Raw genomic sequence first — 18,704 nt, 5'->3', positions numbered from 1 at the left:
TACAGTGTGGCCCGGTCAAGTGAACGGCCCTCGCCGAGGGGCCGTCGCTTCGTCAAGTACCGCCGCACCAACGCCCGAACGACGCTGCGAAGAAGGGACACCGTGGCTCATCTGCTGATGGTCGAGAGCTGGGTCGGAGCGATGAGCAGGCTGCTCCCCCGCGCGATCCGGGAGGGCGGACACGAGTTCAGCTTTCTCACCCGCGATCTGCACCACTACCTGCGCTCCGCGCCCGAGGGCGCCGCTCACCCGCTGCTCGGCGCCCGCAATGTGCTGACCGCCGACACCAACGACCTCGACACGCTGCTGCCGTACGCCGAGCGGCTGCATGCCGCGCTCGGCTTCGACGGTGTGATCACCTCCTGCGACTACTACCTTCCGGCCGCCGCGCGGATCGCCGGCCGGCTCGGGCTGCCCGGCCCGGCGCCCGAAGCGGTCGAGAACGCCTGCCGCAAGGACGCGACCCGGCAGACCCTTGCCGCCGCCGGGGTCCCCGGCCCGCGCTTCGCGGTCTGCGCGGACCGGTCCGAGGCTGCCGCCGCCGCGGCGGAGATCGGCTATCCGCTGGTGCTCAAGCCCGTCGACCTGTGCGCGGGGATGTTCGTACGGCGCGTCGACGACGAGACGGAACTGGCCGCCGCCTACCGCGCCGTCGAGGGCTTTCCCGTCAATGCCCGAGGCCAGCGCAGGGCGCCCGTGGTCCTCCTCGAAGAGCTGCTCCACGGTCCCGAAGTCAGCGTCGAGACCGTGACGTTCGAGGGGAGCACCCAGGTGGTCGGGGTGACCGACAAGAGCGTCGGCGGGGCACCGGCCTTCATCGAGACCGGCCATATGTTCCCCGCCGCGCTCCCGGCGGCCGATACGGCCGCGGCCGGGGAGATAGCCCGGCAGGCCATCGAGGCACTCGGACTCGACGGCGTCGTGGCGCACACGGAGATCAAGCTGACGCCCGACGGACCGCGCCTGATCGAGGTCAACCCCCGCCCCGCGGGCAACCGCATCACCGAACTGATCCGCCATGTCACCGGTGTCGATATCGCCGCTGCCGCGGTGGACGTGGCGATAGGGCAGCGTCCCGATCTGCACATACGGGACACCGGACTGCGCAGCGCCGCGATCGGCTTCCTCGTCCCGCAGTCCACGGGCGTGCTGGAGGAGATCGACGGCGCGGACCTCGTGCGGAAGGCGCCGGGGGTGCTGGAGGTCCAGCTCGCCGACCCCGGCAAGCAGGTCAAGGCGGCCGGCAGCAACAACGAGTACCTGGGGCATGTCATGGCCGGCGACGCCGAGGGCCCGGACGCGCGCCGGTGTGTCGAAGCGTTGCTGTCCGAGCTGCGCCCGCGGGTGGTGAACCGATGACCACCCCCACCACCCACCTCCCGGCCCCCGCCGCTTCGTACGACGACCTCGTGGCCCGTGTCCTCGACGGTGAGTTCGGGCCCGACCCGCGTACCCAGAAGGTCGCCGTCGCCTTCAGCACCCGGCAGGCCGTACGCCATGAGAGCCGCAGCGGCGGCTACCGCAACGAGGTGCTGAGCCTGCGGCTGGCCGCCGCGGTCGGCTCCTGCGCGGTGGAGCCCGGCGAGCTGCCGGACACCGCCATCGAGGACTGCGTCGGCGCGGACCTGGCCCGCCTGATGGCGCACGAACTGCGCCCGGTGCGGGTGGCCGCCCTCGACGCCTATCTGATGCACGTACTCCCGCACACCCCGGCGAACGGTGCCCGGTCCTGGTCGCTGCCCGCCGGGTCGTCCCTGCGGAAGTCCCGGGCCAGGGCACGGGCCGTCACCGGGCTGGTCGACGCCGCCCCGGGCGCCCGGGTGCTCGTGGTCGGTGTGGTCAACTCGCTGCTGGAGGCGCTCCGTGCGCGCGGGCTGTCGTATGTGCCCTGCGACCTCAAGGGGGGCACGACGGAGTGGGGCGAGCCGGTCCGCACCGATGCGCTCGCCGAGTTGGCGCACTGCGACGCGGTGCTCGCCTCCGGGATGACGCTCGGCAACGGCAGCTTCGAAGCGCTGCGGGAGCACGCCCTGCACCACGGCAAGCCGCTGGTGATGTTCGCCCAGACGGGCAGTGCGGTGCTGCCGCGGTTCCTCGGCTCCGGGGTGAGCGCGGTGTGTGCGGAGCCGTACCCGTTCTTCTGGCTCGACGGCGGGCGGGGCACCCTCCACCGCTACCGCGCCGACGCACCCGGAGCCGCCCGGTGACCACGGCCGTCCGGCATCCCACAGGTAACCGCGAGCTCCTCGGCCTGCTCGGCCGCACCCCGCTCGCCCGGGTCACCGCCGACCTCCCCTGCCCGCACCCCGGATTCTGGGCCAAGCTCGAAGGGCTCGGCGCGGGCGGTATGAAGGCACGCGCCGCGGTGTCCATGCTGCTCGGCGCCCGCGAGCGCGGCCAACTACGGCCCGGCGCCCCGGTCGTGGAGTCCACCTCCGGCACCCTCGGCATCGGACTGGCCTTCGCGGGCCAGGCGCTCGGCCATCCGGTCGTGCTGGTCGGCGACTCCGAGCTGGAGCCGGCCATGCGCCGGCTGCTGCGGACCCACGGGGTCCGGCTCGAACTCGTCGACCGGCCGGCGGCCGAGGGCGGCTGGCAGGCGGCCCGGCTCGCCCGGCTGCGGCAGCTGCTCGCCGAGCTGCCCGGCGCGTACTGGCCCGACCAGTACAACAACCCCGACAATGTCGCCGGTTACGCCTCCCTCGCCGCCGAGATGGCAGCCGAACTCGACCACCTCGATGTCCTGGTGTGCAGCGTCGGCACCGGAGGACACAGCGCGGGCATCGTCGGCCCGCTGCGCCGGCACTGGCCGCGGCTGCGCCTGATCGGGGTGGACGCCACCGGCTCGACGATCTTCGGCCAGCCCGCCCGGGCCCGGCTGATGCGGGGCCTCGGCAGCAGCATCCACCCCCGCAATGTCGCCTACGACGCCTTCGACGAGGTGCACTGGGTCGGCCCGGCCGAATCCGCCGACGCCTGCCGCAGGCTCGCCACCGGCAACTTCGTCAGCGGCGGCTGGAGCACCGGCGCGGTCGCCCTGGTCTCCGCGTGGGCCGCGCGGGTACACCCCGGGGCCGTCGTCGCCACCGTCTTCCCCGACGGGCCCCAGCGCTATCTCAACAGCGTCTACGACGACGACTTCGCCACCGCCCACGGCCTGGACCTGGCCACCGCCGCCGGCCGCCCGGTCGAGATCCCGCATCCGACGGCCGCGGAGGCGACCGGATGGACCCGGTGCGGGACGGTCACCGACCCGCTCGCGCCCCCGGGCGCGACCGGCGACCGCCCGTCCACCCCGCTCCCCGGCACCGCCCCCCACCACCCCACCCGCCCCACGACCCGGGAAGAAGCCCCGTGAAGGTCAGTCAGCGCACCGTACGACTCGAACTCACCGAGCCGCTGCGGATCTCCCGCTCCACGATGGCGGCCCGCGACGCCGTATGGCTCGCCATCGAGCACCAGGGCACGCGCGGCTACGGCGAAGCGGTCACCAGCACGTACTACGGTCTGGACGCCGCCCGCCTCGGCCGGCTACTGCACGACGCCGCACGGGAACTCGCCCGCTGCGCCACCCCCGAAAGCGCCCTCGACGCCCTGCGCGCGGGCGAACTGCCCGCGCCCGGCACACCGCCGGCGGTGACCGCGGCCGTGGAGTCCGCACTGCTCGATCTCGTCGGGAAGCGCGCCGGCCTGCCCGTGCACCAGTTGCTCGGCGCATCGGAAGCGCCGAGCGCCGCCACCGCCCGCACCATCGGCATCACCTCGTACCGGGCGGCCGCGGAGCAGGCACGCCGGCTGACCCGGCGCGGCTTCTCCGTCCTCAAGATCAAGGCCGGTGCCCCGGACCCCGAGGAGGACCTCGACCGCGTCCTGGCGGTACGCAACGCCGCACCGCACGCCCGGCTGCTGCTCGACCCCAACGGCGCCTGGAGCCCCGCCCTGGCCGACGCCCTGCTGCCGCGCTACGCCGGCCTCGGCGTCGAGGCGGTGGAGCAGCCGCTCGCCCCCGGCGACCCCGAGGCGCTGGCCGCACTCGCCGCACGCTCGCCGCTGCCCGTCATCGCCGACGAGGACGCGGTCGGCTTCGAGGACGCACAGCGGCTGGCCGGGCGGGTGCACGGCATCAACGTCAAGCTCGCCAAGTGCGGTGGTGTCACCGCGGCGCTGCGCATCGCCGACCTGCTCGCCGGCAGCGGCACCGCGCTGATGCTGGGCTGCCTCACCGCCAGCACCCTCGGTCTCGCCCCGGCCGTCCACCTCGCCGACCGCGCCCGGTGGACGGATCTGGACGGCCACTTGCTGCTCGCCCACGACCCCTGGACCGGCATCGGCGGTACGGACGGCACCGTACGGGGCGGCCGGGAACCGGGGCTCGGCGTGCGACCGGTCCACGGCGCACCACCACCACCGGGCGAGGAGCCGGCCGGCCGGGAGACGGCGGGCCGGGCGACGCCGGAGCCGGCCGGTGACGGGGAGGCGGCACAGTGAAGACCTGGCACGAGATGCGCCGTTTCCCGCTCGCCATCCGCCTGCTGCTGATCAACCAGCTCGGCGTCAATACCGGCTTCTACCTGCTCATTCCGTACCTCGCCGTGCACCTCGGCGAAGACCTGGGAATGTCCGCGGCGGTCGTCGGAATCGTCCTCGGCGTCCGCAACCTGAGCCAGCAGGGCCTGTTCCTCATCGGCGGCTCGGCCTCCGACCGACTGGGCGCGCGCCGCGTCATCATCGCCGGCTGCGCGCTGCGGACCGTCGGCTTCGGCCTGTTCGCGCTCGGCGATGGCCTGGCCGTCCTGATTGCGGCATCCGTGCTCAGCGGACTGGCGGGTGCGCTGTTCAACCCCGCCGTACGGGCCTACCTCGCACAGGAGGCGGGCACGCGCAAGGCCGAGGCATTCGCCCTCTTCAATGTCTTCGCGACCACTGGCGCCCTGATCGGGCCGCTGCTCGGCAGCGTCCTGCTGCTGGTCGACTTCCGGGTCTCCGCGCTCACCGCCGCCGCGATCTTCGCTCTGCTCACCGTCGCCCAGGCCGTCGTGCTGCCCGCCTCCGAGGTCGCCCCCGCGACCAACAGCGTGCTCGGCGACTGGCGCGAAGTCCTCGGCAACCGCGTCTTCCTGGCCTTCGCACTGGCCATGGTCGGCATGTTCACCATGCAGAACCAGCTGTATCTGCTGCTGCCGGACGGCGCCCGCCGGGCCACCGGCTGGGACGGCGCGGCCGGACTGGTCTTCTTCATCGGCACCGTCGCCAACCTCTGTCTGCAGATGCGGATCACCCGCGCCCTCAAGGAGCGCGGGAACCGGGCACGGTGGATCAGTGCCGGACTCGGCCTGATGGGGCTCGGCTTCGTCCCGCCGATGGCCGTCGCAGGCATGGGGGCGCCGTCCGGCGGCCTCGGCGACGCCGCGCTGCGCGCCCTGCCCGTACTGGCCGGGGCACTGCTGCTCTACCTCGGCGTCATGGTCGCCCAGCCGTTCGTGCTGGAGCTGATCCCCGCCTTCGGCCGCGCCGAACTCACCGGCACCTACTTCGGACTGTTCTACGTGGTCTCCGGGATCGCCGCCGCGGTGGGCAACACCGTCGTCGGCTGGGCCATGGACACCGGCGAACACACCCGTACCCAGTGGCTGCCGTGGGCGTGCTGCCTGGGCTTCGGCCTCGTCTCCGCGGCCGGTGTCGCCTGGCTGCACCGGCTGCGCGGTCTGCCGGGGGACACCACCGACCCGGCACCCGCCGCCGCGGCGCCCACGACGGCGGCAAAGACCTGACACCCATGGAAACGGACATGCACCGCGCAAACCTGCTGACCGACAACCCGGAGCTCTACGAGGCCCGCTTCCCCGACACCGAACGGCTCGCCGGCCGCTGGGCCGAGGACTGCCTGCGCCGGCACCGCTCGGGCAGCCGCGTGCTGGACCTCGGCTGCGGCACCGGACGCGACGCCGCCCATCTGCACCGGGCGGGCCGCACCGTCGTCGGGGCGGACCTCTCCGCCGCGATGCTGGCCCATGCCCGCACGCAGCACCCCGGACCGGACTACGTCCACGCCGACCTGCGCGACTTCACCCTCCGCCAAGGCCCCTTCGACGCCATCGTCTGCCTGGACAGCGCCCTGCTCTACTGCCACACCAACGCCGAACTCGACGGCTTCCTCGCCTCCTGCCGGCGTGGCCTGACCCCCGGCGGGCTGCTCGTGGGCGAGATGCGCAACGGTGCCTTCTTCCTCGGCCGCACGGAACTGCTCGACGCCCCGGCCGTCCACGACGTCACCTGGCGCGGCACCACCTACACCTCCACCACCACGCTCTCCGTCGACCGCGCCGCCCAACTCCTGCGCCGCACCCGCATCTGGACCGCCGACGACGGCTCCCCGCCCCACGAGCAGCGATCCGCATGGCGGCTGCTCTTCCCCCAGGAGCTGCGCCACACCCTCGCCGCGCACGGCTTCGAGGTGCTCGAACTGCACGACGGGCCGGGGCCGCGCACGGACCCGGCCTGGCGCGAGGACGCCGCGCCGGGCGCCTCCGCCGACGGCGACCGGCTGCACCTCGTCGCCCGGCTGGCCCGGCACGACTGACACCCGCCCGACCTGCCACCACCCACCCGCGCACAGCAAGGAAACCGCCATGTACGAAGGTCCCGTCCCCGACCCCCGCTTCCCCGGCCTGCGCCGCCGCGGCTTCCTCGCCGCGGCCGGCGGGGTGGCCGGACTCGGCGCGCTCGCCCTCACCGGATGCACGGGGCCCACCGGGGGCGCCGCTGAGGGCGGCGGAAAGCCCCGGCGCGGCGGGAAGCTGCGTGCCGCCTTCGCGGGCGGCGGGGCGAGCGAGACCCTCGACCCGCATCTGGCCAACCTCTTCGCCGACGCCGCCCGCGCCAAGGCACTCTTCGACAAGCTCGCCGACTTCGGCGCCGACCTCGCCGCCGAGCCGAGGCTGGCCGCCTCCTGGGAGCCCAACGCCGCCCTGGACCGCTGGACGGTGAAGCTGCGCAAGGCGACCTTCCACAACGGCAAGCCGGTCACCGCCCGCGATGTCCTCTACAGCTTCCGCCGCATCGCCGACCCCAAGAAGGCATTCCGGGCCAAGGCATCCCTGGAGCCCCTCGACCTCAAGGCGAGCCGGGCCGCCGACGAGCGCACCGTCGAGTTCGCACTGAAGCGCCCGACCGCCGAATTCCCCAACATCCTGGCCGCGTTCGGCGCCTATATCGTCCCCGACGGCGCCACGGACTTCGACACGAAGCCGGTCGGCAGCGGCCCCTTCCGTTTCGTCTCCTTCACACCCGGACGCTCCGCCGTCTTCCGGCGCAACGACGACTACTGGGACGGCGCGCCCTACCTGGAGCAGCTGGAATTCCTGGTCGCCAACGAGGAGTCCGCACGCGTCAACTCCCTGCTGGGCGGCCAGGTCGAGTACGCCCACGAGCTGTCGCCGACGACCGCCCGCGCCCACGAGGGCAAGGGGCAGATCGAGATCATCCGGCTGCGCAACAGCGCCATGCAGGCGTTCGCGATGAAGACCGACCGGGCGCCGTTCGACGACAAGCGGGTGCGCGAGGCGTTCTTCCTCCTCGCCGACCGCAAGGAACTGGTCGACGGCGCGCTCTCCGGCGCCGGCGAGATCGGCAATGACCTGTTCGGCAAGGGGTACGAGTATTACGCCGACGGTCTGCCGCAGCGCGAGCAGGACCTGGACCGGGCCCGCCATCTGCTGAAGAAGGCCGGCGCCGACGGGCTGCGGGTCACCCTCGACACCTCGGCCGTCGCCGCCGGGTTCACCGAGTCCGCCGCCATCTTCCGCGACCAGGCCGCCAAGGCCGGAGTGCGGGTGAAGGTGGCGATGGGCAGCAAGGACAGCTACTGGCAGGACACCCTCGACTCCGGCACGCTGTGCTGCTACCGCTCCGGCGCGATGCCCATCGAATCGCACTTCTCCCAGCGCCTGCTGTCCGGCTCCACCACCAACGCCACCAAGTGGCACCACAAGGACTTCGACGCGCTCTACCAGCAGGCCCAGTCCACCAAGAACAAGGAGGACCGGGCCGCCGTGTACGCACGCATGCAGCGCCGGCTGCACGCCGAGGGCGGCTTCCTGGTCTGGGGCTTCGCCGACTGGATCCTGGGCACCGCCCGCACGGTCCGCGGCGTGGCACACAAGGCCCCCGCCAACACGCTCGACTGGGCCCGCTTCGACAAGGTGTGGCTCGCGTGACCGGTCTGCGGTCATGGCTGGTCCGGCGGCTGCTGCTCGGCGCCGGACAGACCGTCGCCGTCGTGCTGCTCGTCTTCGCCCTCACCGAGGCGCTGCCCGGCGACGCCGCGGTGGCGCTCGCCGGGGACCAGCCCGACCCCGGGCGGATCGCGGCCATCCGGGAGACCATGCACCTCGACCGGCCCGCCCATGAACGCCTCGCGGCCTGGGCGGCCGGGCTGCTGCACGGCGACCTCGGCACCTCGCTGGCCTCCGGCCGGCCGGTCAGCTCCTACCTCGCCGACGGCTTCGGACCGACCCTGCTGCTCGCCACGCTCACCCTGCTCCTGCTGGTGCCGCTGGCGGGCGGCCTCGGCGTGCTGGCCGCCCGCCACGAAGGACGGCTCCTGGACCGCCTCATCAGTTCGGTGACCCTGGGGGTGTACGCGGTACCGGAGTTTGCCTTCGGGGTGCTGCTGGTGACGCTCTTCGCACTGCGCCTGGGCTGGCTGCCGCCGACCGCCGTCGGCTACGGCGACGATCTGCTCGCCCACCCCGCGGCGCTGGTGCTGCCCGTAGCGGTGCTGCTGTCCCGGCCGGTGTGCTCGCTGGCGCGACTGGTCCGCGCCGGCATGATCGAGGCGCTGGCCTCGCCGTACGTCGCACAGGCCCGCCGCTACGGCATCCCCGGCGCGCGCCTCCGCTATGCGCACGCCCTCCCCAACGCCCTTGCGCCCGCCGCCCAGCAGCTCGCCCGCACGATCGACTGGCTGCTGTGCGGTGTCATCGTCGTGGAGGCCCTGTTCGTGATCCCCGGACTCGGAACGGTCCTGATGAACGCCGTCGCGGAACGCGATGTCCCCGTCATCCAGGGTCTGGCGGTCGTCTTCGGCTGCGCTGCCGTCGTCCTCAACCTCGGTGCCGACCTGGCTACTTACCGTCTGGTGCCCCGATCGGAGGTGGCGGCATGAGCCCCCGTACGGCCCCCGGCCCGCGTCGCTTCACCCTCGCCCTGCTGATCATCACCGTCCCGCTGCTCCTCGCCCTGCTCGGGCCGCTGTTCGCCGGGGAGCCCGGACCACGGGCCGCCTCCTTCACCCTCGGCGGCGGGCACTGGGCCGGCACCGACTTCGTCGGCCGGGACGTCTGGCGGCAGGTACTGCTCGGCGGCCGCCCCGTGGTCCTGACGGCCCTCGCCGCCACGGTGCTGGCCTACGTGGTGGCGATCCCGCTGGGCCTCCTCGCGGCGCTGACCCACCGCGGTTGGCTGGAAGAGCTGCTGATGCGGCCGCTGGACGTGCTGCTCGCGGTGCCGTCGCTGCTGTTCCTGCTGCTGGTGGCGGCGGTCCTGACGCCCGGTGCCGGCGGCCTGGCGCTGCTGGTGGCACTGGTCAACATCCCCGACGCCGTCCGAGCGATCCGGGCCGCCACCGCCGAAGCGGCCGCCCGGCCCGCGGTCGAGGCACTGCGGATGCAGGGCGAGACCTGGTGGCGGACGGCCATCGGTTACGTCGGCCGGTCGGCCCTGCGCACCCTCGCCGCCGACGCCGGGGTCCGGCTGACCGGCGTGCTGTACCTGGTCGCCACGGCCGCCTTCCTCGGCGTCGGCGCCGAACCGGACGCCGCCGACTGGGCGGTGATGGTCGACCGCAACCGGACGGGCATGTTCATCCAGCCCTGGGCCGTCGTGCTCCCCGCCGTGCTGATCATGGCGCTGACGATGGGCACCAACCTGCTCTTCGACGCCGCCCTCACCCGGGGCGACCGCGGGCCGGGGCGGGAACGTCGCGGCCGGAGGCTCGCACCGGACCGTCGCGGCCAAGGGCCCGCACAGGACCGAGCACCGAGGCCGGTCCGTACCCCCGCACCGCCGCCCACCGACGGCCCGCCCCGCGCGCCCGGACGAGACGAGAAGAGCAACCCGTGCATCTGAACGAGGCCGAGGGCGCCGAGGTCCGGGACCTGCGCGTCGAAATCGACGGCCGGGCGCTCGTCGACGGAGTGAGTCTGCGGGTGCCACCCGGCCGCATCACCGCGCTGATCGGCGCCTCCGGCAGCGGCAAGACCACCACCGGACTCGCCCTGCTCCACGAGTATCCGCCCGGCGCCAGGGTGACCGGCGAGGTCCGCGTCCCCGACGGCCTCGTCGGCTACGTACCGCAGCACCCCGCCACCGTCCTCAACCCCGCCCGGCCGGTCGCCGCCCTCCTCCAGGACATCGCACGCACCCAGGTACGCACGCTGTCCCGCCGCGACCGCCGGACCGCGATCCGGCACCGCATCCTGCGCGCGCTCGCCCAGGCCCGGCTCCACGACGGCGAAACCCTGCTGCACCGCTACCCCCACCAGCTCTCCGGCGGCCAACAACAGCGCGTCGTCCTGGCGCAGGCCCTGCTGACCGGCGCCGGCATCCTCGTCGCGGACGAACCGACCACCGGCCAGGACGCGGTGACGAAGCAGCAGATCGCCGAGCAGCTGGCCGCGGTGGCCCGGGAGGGCATCGCGGTACTGCTCCTGAGCCATGACCTGGAGGTCGTCCGGGCCCTGGCCGACCACGTCCATGTCCTGCGCGCCGGCCGCATCGTCGAAGCCGGCACCCCGGAACAGCTCTGGAGCCGCCCTCAGCACTCCTGGACCCGGGCTCTCCTGACCCCCGCTGCCGCTACCGAGCCGTCGGAGAGCCCGCTCGCCGAGAGCACGAACGCGGGGACACCGGCCGACGACACCGCCTCCCGCCCGGCCGCTGCGGAAACAGTGCTCCGAATGCGCGGCCTCATCGCCCGCCACGGCAGGACGACCGTCCTGCGCACCCCCGAACTGCTGCTCCCGCCCGGCTGTTCGGCCGTCATGGGCCGCTCCGGCAGCGGCAAGACCACCCTCGGCCGCTGTCTCGCCGGTCTGCACCGGAGCTACGACGGCGAGGTCCTGTTGGACGGTGTCGCGCTGCCCCGCAGCCTCCGGGACCGTACCCGCGAGCAACTGGCCGCGGTCCAGTACGTCTTCCAGGACGCCCGCGCCGCCTTCGACGCACACCGCCCGGTCCTCGACCAGGTGGCGCGCAGCGCCGTCCGGCTGCGCGCGGTCCCGCGGACCGAAGCCCTGGCCGAGGCCGAGCGCACCTTGAGGACCCTCGGGCTGGCCGGTGACCTCATCCGCCGCCGGCCCACGGAGCTCTCCGGCGGTGAACTCCAGCGCGCCGCCCTGGCCCGCGCCCTGCTGGCCCGTCCCCGGGTCCTGATCTGCGATGAGATCACCTCCGGGCAGGACGCCGTCACCCGCCGCAGCCTCCTTACGCTCCTCGCCGGGCTTGTACGGACCCACCCGGACCTGTCCCTGGTCCTGATCACCCATGACCGCGACACCGCGACCCTGGCCACCCGTATCGCCGTGTTCGACGACGGCCACCTCGTCGAACAGGGCCCGGCCGGCCAGCTGCTCACCGCCCCCCAACACCCCCTCACGGCCGCCCTGCTGCAACCGGCACCGGACGTCACGGCCGTGTCCGTATGAGAGCTGACGGAGCGAGCCATGAAACGCCCGGGGAGCCGCCGAGCCGAGGGGAGCCGCACCACCGGCTCCCCTCCCGGCCCGCGGCGGCCTACTCCCCGCCGGGAACGCCCACCAGCCGCATCGGCAGCGACTTCAGACCGTGGATGAAGTTCGATACCAGCCGCCGCGGCGCACCGCCGACCGCCAGGGCGGGCAGCAGACGGCAGGTCTCCTCGTACAGCACCCGCAGTTGCAGCCGGGCGAGGTGGGCGCCCAGGCAGACATGCGGACCGTCGCCGAAGGAGACATGGGGATTGACGGACCGGGCCAGGTCCAGGCGGTGCGGTTCGGGGAAGACCCGCTCGTCGTAATTCGCCGAACCGTGGAAGACCACCACCTTGTCGCCGGCGCGCAGCGGGCGGCCGGCCAGTTCGGTGTCGTGGGCCGCGGTACGGCGGAAGCTGAGCACCGGGGGATGCCAGCGCAGCAGCTCCTCCACGGCCGTAGCCGTCCCCACGGCGCCCGCGCGCAGCCGGCGGTAGGCGTCCGGATGCCGGGCCAGTGCCAGCAGTCCGCCGGGGGCCGCGCCGCGCACGGTGTCATTGCCCGCGATGGTCAGCAGGAAGAAGAACATCTCCAGTTCGGGCGTGGCCAGTTCCGGGTCACAGGCGAGCACCGTCATCACATCGTCGCCCGGACACCGGCGCTTGTGGGCGGCCAGGTCCCGCGCGAAGCCGAACATGTCCTGGAGCAGTGCCGGGGAGCGCGGGTTGGCGGGCCGCCCGTCCGGGCCTGCGGTGGTCGGGCCGGCCTCGTCCGGGTCCTGGTAGCCGATGACGCGGCGGGTCCAGTCCAGGAGCAGCCCGCGCTCGGCGGCCGGCACCCCGAGCAGATCCGCCAGGTTGAGCAGCGCGAAGTCGTCGGTGACCGCGGTGACGAGGTCGACCACCCCGTCCCCGGCGCGCGCCGTGGCGACCGCTTCCGAAAGCAGCGCACGGGCCCGCTCGCGCAGGACGGTGCCGAAGCGGTCGACCTGGCGGGGGGTGAAGGCCCGGCTGACCGAACGGCGCAGCCGCCCGTGGTCCGGGGGGTCCTGATTGAGCATCATGCGGCGGATGAACGGCAGGTCGGCAGGGTCGGGATCGCGGATCTGGGTGGCGCCCAGGTGTGAGGAGAAGGTGCGGGCGTCCTTCAGGACCCGTACGACGTCCTGGTGGCGGGTGACCGCCCAGAATCCCGGCCCGGCCGGCCAGCCGAGCACCTCGGGCTCCTCCTGCCAGGCCACCGGACACCGGTCGCGCAAGAACCGGTACGCCGCGTGCGGCAGGCCGTCGGCGTAGCCGCGCGGATCGAAGACGTCCGGCACCTCGCGGTCCGCGGCATCGGCTGCGGACACGGTCATCCCGCCGCCGCTCCGTCATCGTCGGCGCGCAGGAAGTCCTCCACGGCCCGGATCAGTTCGAGCGGGGTCTCGTCCATGGCGTAGTGCCCGGCCGAGGGCAGCTCGACCAGCTCACTGCGGGTGTACCACCGCAGCCAGGTCTGCCGGGCCAGCTCCGCGTTGAGCGCCGGATCCAGCGTGCCGGTCACCGCCAGCGCGGGCACCGCCGACCCCTCGACCTCCGCGGCGAAACTCTCCCCGGACCAGGAATCCAGCCAGGAACGGAACGCCTTCGGGTCGCTGCACTCCAGTGACCGCCGCACCATCCGGTCCAGCCAGGCGGCGGGCCGCCGTCCGCCCGTGGTGAGGTCGAGGATGGCCCGCCGGTTCCCCGGGGTGTGGGCAGCGGAGGAGAACAGCTCCCACTGCTCCGGCGGCAGCGGCAGACCGGAGGCGGGGACCGGCGAGATGCCGACCATCCGGCGCACCCGGCGCGGCGCCGCGGCCAGCACCCGCTGCACGACGCTCGCGCCCATCGAATGGCCGATCACCGAAAAACGGTCCCAGCCCAGCCGGTTGGCGAGCGCCAGCACATCGGCCGCCCCCTCCCCGGTGGTGTACGCGCCGGCCGCGTCCTTCGCCTCGCCGTAGCCACGGAGATCGACCAGCGCGTACTGGAAGGCGTCCTGGTCCAGATCCGGCCGGACCGGATCGAAGGCGGACCGGTCCGCGAACCACCCGTGCACGGCGATGACCTTGTGCGATCCGGTGCCGTGCAAGGCATGGGGCAGTACGAAGGAAGCCACGCTCACTCCAACCGTGTGACGAACCTGCCGACGGCGCAGGCCCACTGACCTTGTGCGACCACAGTGGCCGGAACCACCCTGCCCTGCAAGAGCGCCACGGGGCCGGTGGGCCGGGGAGCAGGTTCGTTGGGTGCATCAGCCCCCGTAGTCCTCCTCATCCTCGTCGTCTTCGTCGTCGTACCAGCCTTCGACCATCCCGACGAGCCGTTCATCGATCGGATTGCCCATCTCGTCGTCCTCGGCGAGCAGACGGCGCAGCGAGTTCAGCGGGTACCAGTGCTCACCGGGACCGGCCTCGGGTGCGCCCACGCAGGGGGTGTCCAGAAGTCCCGGCGCTTCTGTCTCGCCGTAGAACGGCGGTACTTCGCCCGTGTCGAAGTCCGGCTCGAACTTCCATATCCACCCCTTGCGGCGGCACAAGACTTCGCCGAGGTACCACACGGCGCCTTGGACGAAGAGGGTGCGCCGCTGCTGAGTGATCTCCTCCGTCTCGGTGTACGCCTCCTTCACCAGGTCTTCCAGTGCCTCCAGGGAGGCATTGGAGAAGTCGAACGGGGTGATGCCTCCGGCTTCGTGGGCCCAGCCTTCGAAGCCGGTCCGCCGTTCGGTCAGCCACGCCAGGAGATCGGGGTGGCGGGTCGAGTCGTAGCTATCACGGGGAGCAGGCATGCCCGGAACCGTACCGAAGCCGATCCCTTGGCACGTCCCGTACCGCAGCTGCCAACGGGGCCGGTGTCGGCCGGTTGTCGGCAGTGGACGGTGACCTGTCGGTGGGCTGTCGGTGGCGGCCGGGACATTGGAGCTCGTGGGCGCCGGCCGGCTACGGCGCCGGCCACCAGCACCGCATCGTCCCGACGGACGGGAACGGCACTCCCGGCGTGACCTGCCGGGTCTCCGCCCAGCGGTCCACACTCAGGAAGGAAGCCCCATGACCACTGACGTCACGATCATCGGCGCCGGGCTCGGAGGACTGACCCTCGCCCGCGTCCTGCATGTCCACGGAATACCGGCCACGGTCTACGAGGCGGAGCCCTCCCCGGTCGCGCGTTCCCAGGGCGGGATGCTCGACATCCACGACTACAACGGTCAACTCGCCCTTGAGGAAGCCGACTTGATGGAAGAGTTCCGTGACATCATCCTGGAGGGCCGCCAGGCGATGCGGGTCCTCGACCCGGACGGGACGGTCCTGTTCGACCAGGCCGATGACGGCACGGGTGGACGCCCCGAGGTGCAGCGCGGCGAGCTGCGACAGGTGCTGCTCGACGCGCTGCCTGCCGACACCGTCCGGTGGGGCCACAAGGTCAGCGGCGCCCGCGCCCTCGGCGAGGGCCGCCACGAGGTGACGTTCGCCGGCGGTGGCACCGTCGTCACGAGCCTGCTGGTCGGCGCCGACGGCGCGTGGTCACGGGTCCGGCCGCTGCTCTCCACCGCCACCCCCGAGTACGTCGGCAAGTCGATCGTCGAGACCTACCTGTTCGACGCCGACACCCGGCACCCCGCCGCCGCGAAAGCGGTCGGCGGCGGATCGATGATCGCGCCCACGCCGGGCAGGGAGATCTTCGCGCACCGGGAAAAGGGCGACACCCTGCACGGCTACGTGTGGCTGTCCGAGCCCCGGGACTGGTTCGACGCCATCGATTTCACCGATGCCGCCGCGGCCACCGCGCGGATCGCGGAGGAGTTCGCCGGCTGGGCGCCGGAGCTCACCGCGCTGATCACCGACGGCGACATCGCGCCGGTCCTGCGCCCCCTCTACGCGCTGCCGACCGGGCACCGGTGGGACCGGGTGCCGGGGGTGACGCTGGTCGGCGATGCCGCGCACCTCGCGGCCCCGAACGGCGAAGGCGCCAACCTGGCCATGCTCGACGGCGCCGAACTCGGCAAGACCCTCGCCGCGCACCCCGACGACCTCGATGCCGCGCTCACCGAGTACGAGGAGGCCATGTTCACTCGCAGCGCCGAGGCCGCCACCTTCGAAGGCGCCGAGGCCCACGAGCTCGACTCCGACCACAACACAGCCCATGGCCTGATCGCCGCGTTCACCGGACATGCGCAGGCCGAATAGGGCATGCGCCGAGCGTTCGCCGTCGTGCGGGCCTCGGGCATCGATGAACAGGCCAAGGCTCGGAACCGCCCCGCCCGGGGCGCCGGCCGGGGGCGCGCCCGCCGCGTATATGTATCGGATGATCGACCGGGTATGCCACCGGCGCATTCAGGCCGCAGCGGCGCGCGCCCGGCCGGAGGGAGGAATCTGCGCCTTAAACCTCCGGTTCGCCTGTCGCGTTTTCCGTCACGGCTCGTTGTCGCTCACGTGATTCCCTGCAACAGCCCGACCTCGGGCATCAACAGCACCAAGAGACCGCAGAGCGTCAGCTGGGCCGGACGTATCGCCCTGATCGAGCCCGCCCCCAGGTGGGCCCGCTACGCCCGCTATCTCGCGCCTCATTGGAAGGGCATGGCGCGCCTGGACAGCGCCAACGGCATCGGCGCCCTCCCGGCCGCGCTCCTGCTGCTGCTCACCGCGGCCCTGCTGTTCGGCGCCGGGGGAGCGGGGGCGGCCCTGGCGGTACGAGCCGTCTGCGGGGAGCCCCATCTGCTCGGAACCTGGCTGGCCTTCGACGCCGCCACCGCGTTCGTCCTGGCCACCTCCTATTGGCTGGTGAGCCGCTACGGCCTGCGGTTCTACGACACCGACCCCGCCGACAACGAGATCTGGCGCCTGGTCACCGTCGCCAACACGGCCTGGCGCGCCCTTCCCCGCCCCCACCGCCGTATCCACCAGCCCCGACTGCGCGCCGCCAACACCGCCGCCCTGCTGCTGCTCACCGACCACACCGACACCCGCACCCGCCAGGCCCTGGCCGCCCACACCGAACTGCTGCGGCAACTGTCCGTGGCCGTGCTGCCGGACACCCCTCCGTACGACCAGGCGGAGGAAGCCCTCACCGCCGCCCTCGCGCATCTGACGGACGAATGCCAGAACCTCCGGGACAGCGCCACCCCCACGCCACCCACGCCCCTCCCGTCGCTCACCGCGGCCCGGGCATAACGGGCCCGCACCACCCGGCCTCGCTCGGTGCCCCTGCCCCTCCCACGGCGCGCCCGCTCCGCCCTCCCACCACCACTGAGCAGCAGCGCTGCCGGGTCACCCCCGCACCGTGGGGGCGCCGGTCCTGGTCCACCGGGGGGCCGTGCGCACACCCCCGGCCTCGTCACTCCCGGCCTCGTCACTCCCGGGAAAGCGCCTCAAGGCTGCGCTGGAGTGCCGGCCTCTCACCCTCTATACGAACGGCCCCCTCCCGAATCGACACCGTGCCACGACCGGTCGCGGATTTCCTGGCCAGGGCACGGCGGGGTGCGCGGCGGGGCAGGGCGGCGGGGGAGCCACCGGCACCTGCGCCGGCACCCTGCTCCATTGGGGGAATGCACGCCCGCACACGTTCGAAGACCGCTCCGCGGTGATACCACCTCTGGGTATGCGCCGAGCGTGCGCACCAGCTCGTGCGCGGCAGTCGTCCCCCTTCCGGCGCTGGTCACGGGAGGGGCGGGAGGTGGTGACGGCCCAGTGCGGAACCGATCCGGCGGGGAGCGCCGGCGTCCTCCCGACGCGCACGGGAACGGGCCCCGGCGGCCCCGGGGCACCGCGCGGCGTACCGCCCGCGGGGTGCGGGCCCTGAGTGTGCGCCGGGCGAGGGGACGTACGCCGGACCGCGGCCCGGGGGAGGGCGCCGAGGTTGCTCCCATGCTGAGGGTGGTGGCCGGATACGCCTGGCGACTGATCATCGTGGGGGCAGCCGCCTACGCGGTCTTCGCGGCGCTGGGCCGCTTCCATCTGGTGACGCTGGCCGTCTTCCTGGCTCTGGTGCTGACCGCCCTCCTGGAGCCGGCGGTCAGCCTGCTGAGCCGCTGGATGCCACGCTCGGCGGCGGTCGCGCTCAGCCTCGTGGTCGGCATCCTGCTCCTGTTCACCGTCCTCAGCCTGATCGGGGCGACCGTCGCCGGTGAGTGGGACGGACTGCGCCGGGAGTTCATCGGCGGTGTGCAGCGCATCGAGCGCTGGCTCGAAGGGCCGCCGGTCCATCTGCGTCCGGGGACGCTCTCCGATCTCCAGGCCCGGCTCTCGCGCTTCGTGACCAGCCATCGCGCCACCCTGATCAGCACCGCACTCAGCGGCGTCGGCCAGGTCGTGGCCGTCCTGACCGTGGGCGTACTGGCACTCTTCTGCTCAGTTTTCTTTCTGCATTCGGGCGACCGGATGTGGGAATGGTTCGGCGGCCAGCTGCCGGAGCGCGGGCGTCATCCCGTGCATGCCGCCGGGTGCGCCGCATGGATCACCTTCACCGGCTACACCCGCGGCATCGTGGTGGTGGCCGCCATCAACGCCGTTCTCGTGGGAGCGGGGCTCTTCGCGCTGGGGATTCCCCTCGCCCTTCCCCTGGCGGTGCTGGAATTCTTCGCCGCATTCATCCCGCTGGTGGGCTCGCCCGTGGCACTGGCCATCGCCGCCGTGGTGGCACTGGCCGCGAAGGGGCCACTGGTGGCCGTCGTCGTCGTGCTGCTGATCGTGGTCATCGGACAGATCGAAGGCCATGTCCTGCACCCCCTCGTGATGAGCAAGGCGGTCCGGCTGCACCCGGTGGTGGTGGCCCTGACCGTCATCTGCGGCAGCGTCACAGCGGGCGTACTCGGCGCGGTCGTCGCCGTACCGATGGTCTCGGTGGCCTGGTCCGTGTACGGCGTACTGCGGGCGCCGGCTGAGCCGGCTGCGCCGGGCGGCTGAAGGCGTGTCCGCGCGGGCGCCCCGCCATGGCTTCCGGGTGGCCTTCCCTTGCT

16 protein-coding genes are annotated in these 18,704 nt (G+C 73.0%); 13 read left to right on the top strand and 3 right to left on the bottom strand.

The genetic code is table 11. The features are described from left to right. Positions 1 to 102 precede the first annotated feature (102 nt). From ACZ4XD_RS24575 to ACZ4XD_RS24530, 10 genes are read left to right on the top strand one after another with little or no spacing between them, the layout of a single operon-like run. Complete coding sequence (locus ACZ4XD_RS24575) at positions 103 to 1,359, top strand: ATP-grasp domain-containing protein (RefSeq protein ID WP_468045364.1); 1,257 nt, start codon at positions 103 to 105, stop codon at positions 1,357 to 1,359. Beyond that, positions 1,356 to 2,207 carry a Rossmann-like domain-containing protein gene (locus tag ACZ4XD_RS24570; RefSeq protein ID WP_468045362.1) on the top strand — a complete coding sequence of 284 codons (852 nt, stop codon included), beginning with the start codon at positions 1,356 to 1,358 and terminating at the stop codon, positions 2,205 to 2,207. Before ACZ4XD_RS24575 ends, ACZ4XD_RS24570 begins: the two co-directional genes overlap by 4 nt. Then, positions 2,204 to 3,358 carry a PLP-dependent cysteine synthase family protein gene (locus tag ACZ4XD_RS24565; protein ID WP_468045360.1) on the top strand — a complete coding sequence of 385 codons (1,155 nt, stop codon included), beginning with the start codon at positions 2,204 to 2,206 and terminating at the stop codon, positions 3,356 to 3,358. Before ACZ4XD_RS24570 ends, ACZ4XD_RS24565 begins: the two co-directional genes overlap by 4 nt. Then, entirely contained in the window at positions 3,355 to 4,488 is a 1,134-nt protein-coding gene (locus ACZ4XD_RS24560) for a mandelate racemase/muconate lactonizing enzyme family protein (RefSeq protein ID WP_468045358.1), read from the top strand. Before ACZ4XD_RS24565 ends, ACZ4XD_RS24560 begins: the two co-directional genes overlap by 4 nt. Then, the gene (locus tag ACZ4XD_RS24555) at positions 4,485 to 5,771 is read left to right on the top strand and encodes an MFS transporter (protein WP_468045356.1); all 1,287 of its coding nucleotides are present in this window, start codon (positions 4,485 to 4,487) and stop codon (positions 5,769 to 5,771) included. Before ACZ4XD_RS24560 ends, ACZ4XD_RS24555 begins: the two co-directional genes overlap by 4 nt. 17 nt (positions 5,772 to 5,788) lie before the next feature. After that, positions 5,789 to 6,580 (top strand): class I SAM-dependent DNA methyltransferase, encoded by a 792-nt coding sequence (locus ACZ4XD_RS24550; RefSeq protein WP_468045354.1) that lies wholly within the window; start codon positions 5,789 to 5,791, stop codon positions 6,578 to 6,580. Positions 6,581 to 6,629: 49 nt separating this feature from the next. Next, a complete protein-coding gene (locus ACZ4XD_RS24545; RefSeq protein WP_468045352.1) occupies positions 6,630 to 8,216 on the top strand; it encodes an ABC transporter substrate-binding protein in 1,587 nt (528 codons plus the stop codon). Beyond that, positions 8,213 to 9,166: an ABC transporter permease gene (locus tag ACZ4XD_RS24540; protein WP_468045350.1), complete on the top strand. Its 954-nt coding sequence runs from the start codon at positions 8,213 to 8,215 to the stop codon at positions 9,164 to 9,166. The genes ACZ4XD_RS24545 and ACZ4XD_RS24540 overlap by 4 nt, the downstream gene beginning before the upstream one ends. Next, the gene (locus tag ACZ4XD_RS24535) at positions 9,163 to 10,128 is read left to right on the top strand and encodes an ABC transporter permease (protein WP_468045348.1); all 966 of its coding nucleotides are present in this window, start codon (positions 9,163 to 9,165) and stop codon (positions 10,126 to 10,128) included. The genes ACZ4XD_RS24540 and ACZ4XD_RS24535 overlap by 4 nt, the downstream gene beginning before the upstream one ends. Continuing rightward, positions 10,125 to 11,705 carry an ABC transporter ATP-binding protein gene (locus ACZ4XD_RS24530; protein WP_468045460.1) on the top strand — a complete coding sequence of 527 codons (1,581 nt, stop codon included), beginning with the start codon at positions 10,125 to 10,127 and terminating at the stop codon, positions 11,703 to 11,705. Before ACZ4XD_RS24535 ends, ACZ4XD_RS24530 begins: the two co-directional genes overlap by 4 nt. Before the next feature lie 88 nt (positions 11,706 to 11,793). On the opposite strand, the gene ACZ4XD_RS24525 is transcribed toward ACZ4XD_RS24530, so the two are convergent. The 3 genes from ACZ4XD_RS24525 to ACZ4XD_RS24515 form a co-directional block, all read right to left on the bottom strand. Continuing rightward, positions 11,794 to 13,086: a cytochrome P450 gene (locus ACZ4XD_RS24525; protein ID WP_468045346.1), complete on the bottom strand. Its 1,293-nt coding sequence runs from the start codon at positions 13,084 to 13,086 to the stop codon at positions 11,794 to 11,796. Next, entirely contained in the window at positions 13,083 to 13,871 is a 789-nt protein-coding gene (locus ACZ4XD_RS24520; RefSeq protein WP_468045344.1) for an alpha/beta fold hydrolase, read from the bottom strand. Before ACZ4XD_RS24520 ends, ACZ4XD_RS24525 begins: the two co-directional genes overlap by 4 nt. A 135-nt stretch (positions 13,872 to 14,006) precedes the next feature. Then, a complete protein-coding gene (locus ACZ4XD_RS24515) occupies positions 14,007 to 14,540 on the bottom strand; it encodes a hypothetical protein (RefSeq protein ID WP_468045342.1) in 534 nt (177 codons plus the stop codon). 259 nt (positions 14,541 to 14,799) lie between these two features. Between ACZ4XD_RS24515 and ACZ4XD_RS24510 the strand changes: the two genes are divergently transcribed. The 3 genes from ACZ4XD_RS24510 (at position 14,800) to ACZ4XD_RS24500 (ending at position 18,651) form a co-directional block, all read left to right on the top strand. Then, the gene (locus tag ACZ4XD_RS24510) at positions 14,800 to 15,936 is read left to right on the top strand and encodes an FAD-dependent oxidoreductase (RefSeq protein WP_468045340.1); all 1,137 of its coding nucleotides are present in this window, start codon (positions 14,800 to 14,802) and stop codon (positions 15,934 to 15,936) included. Between the two features lie 246 nt (positions 15,937 to 16,182). Further along, the gene (locus ACZ4XD_RS24505; RefSeq protein ID WP_468045338.1) at positions 16,183 to 16,920 is read left to right on the top strand and encodes a hypothetical protein; all 738 of its coding nucleotides are present in this window, start codon (positions 16,183 to 16,185) and stop codon (positions 16,918 to 16,920) included. 693 nt (positions 16,921 to 17,613) lie between these two features. Further along, positions 17,614 to 18,651: an AI-2E family transporter gene (locus ACZ4XD_RS24500; RefSeq protein ID WP_468045336.1), complete on the top strand. Its 1,038-nt coding sequence runs from the start codon at positions 17,614 to 17,616 to the stop codon at positions 18,649 to 18,651. Positions 18,652 to 18,704 lie beyond the last annotated feature (53 nt).

This window comes from Streptomyces sp. NPDC029466 (assembly GCF_055574515.1).
This window is presented reverse-complemented; position numbering and strand designations above follow the sequence as displayed.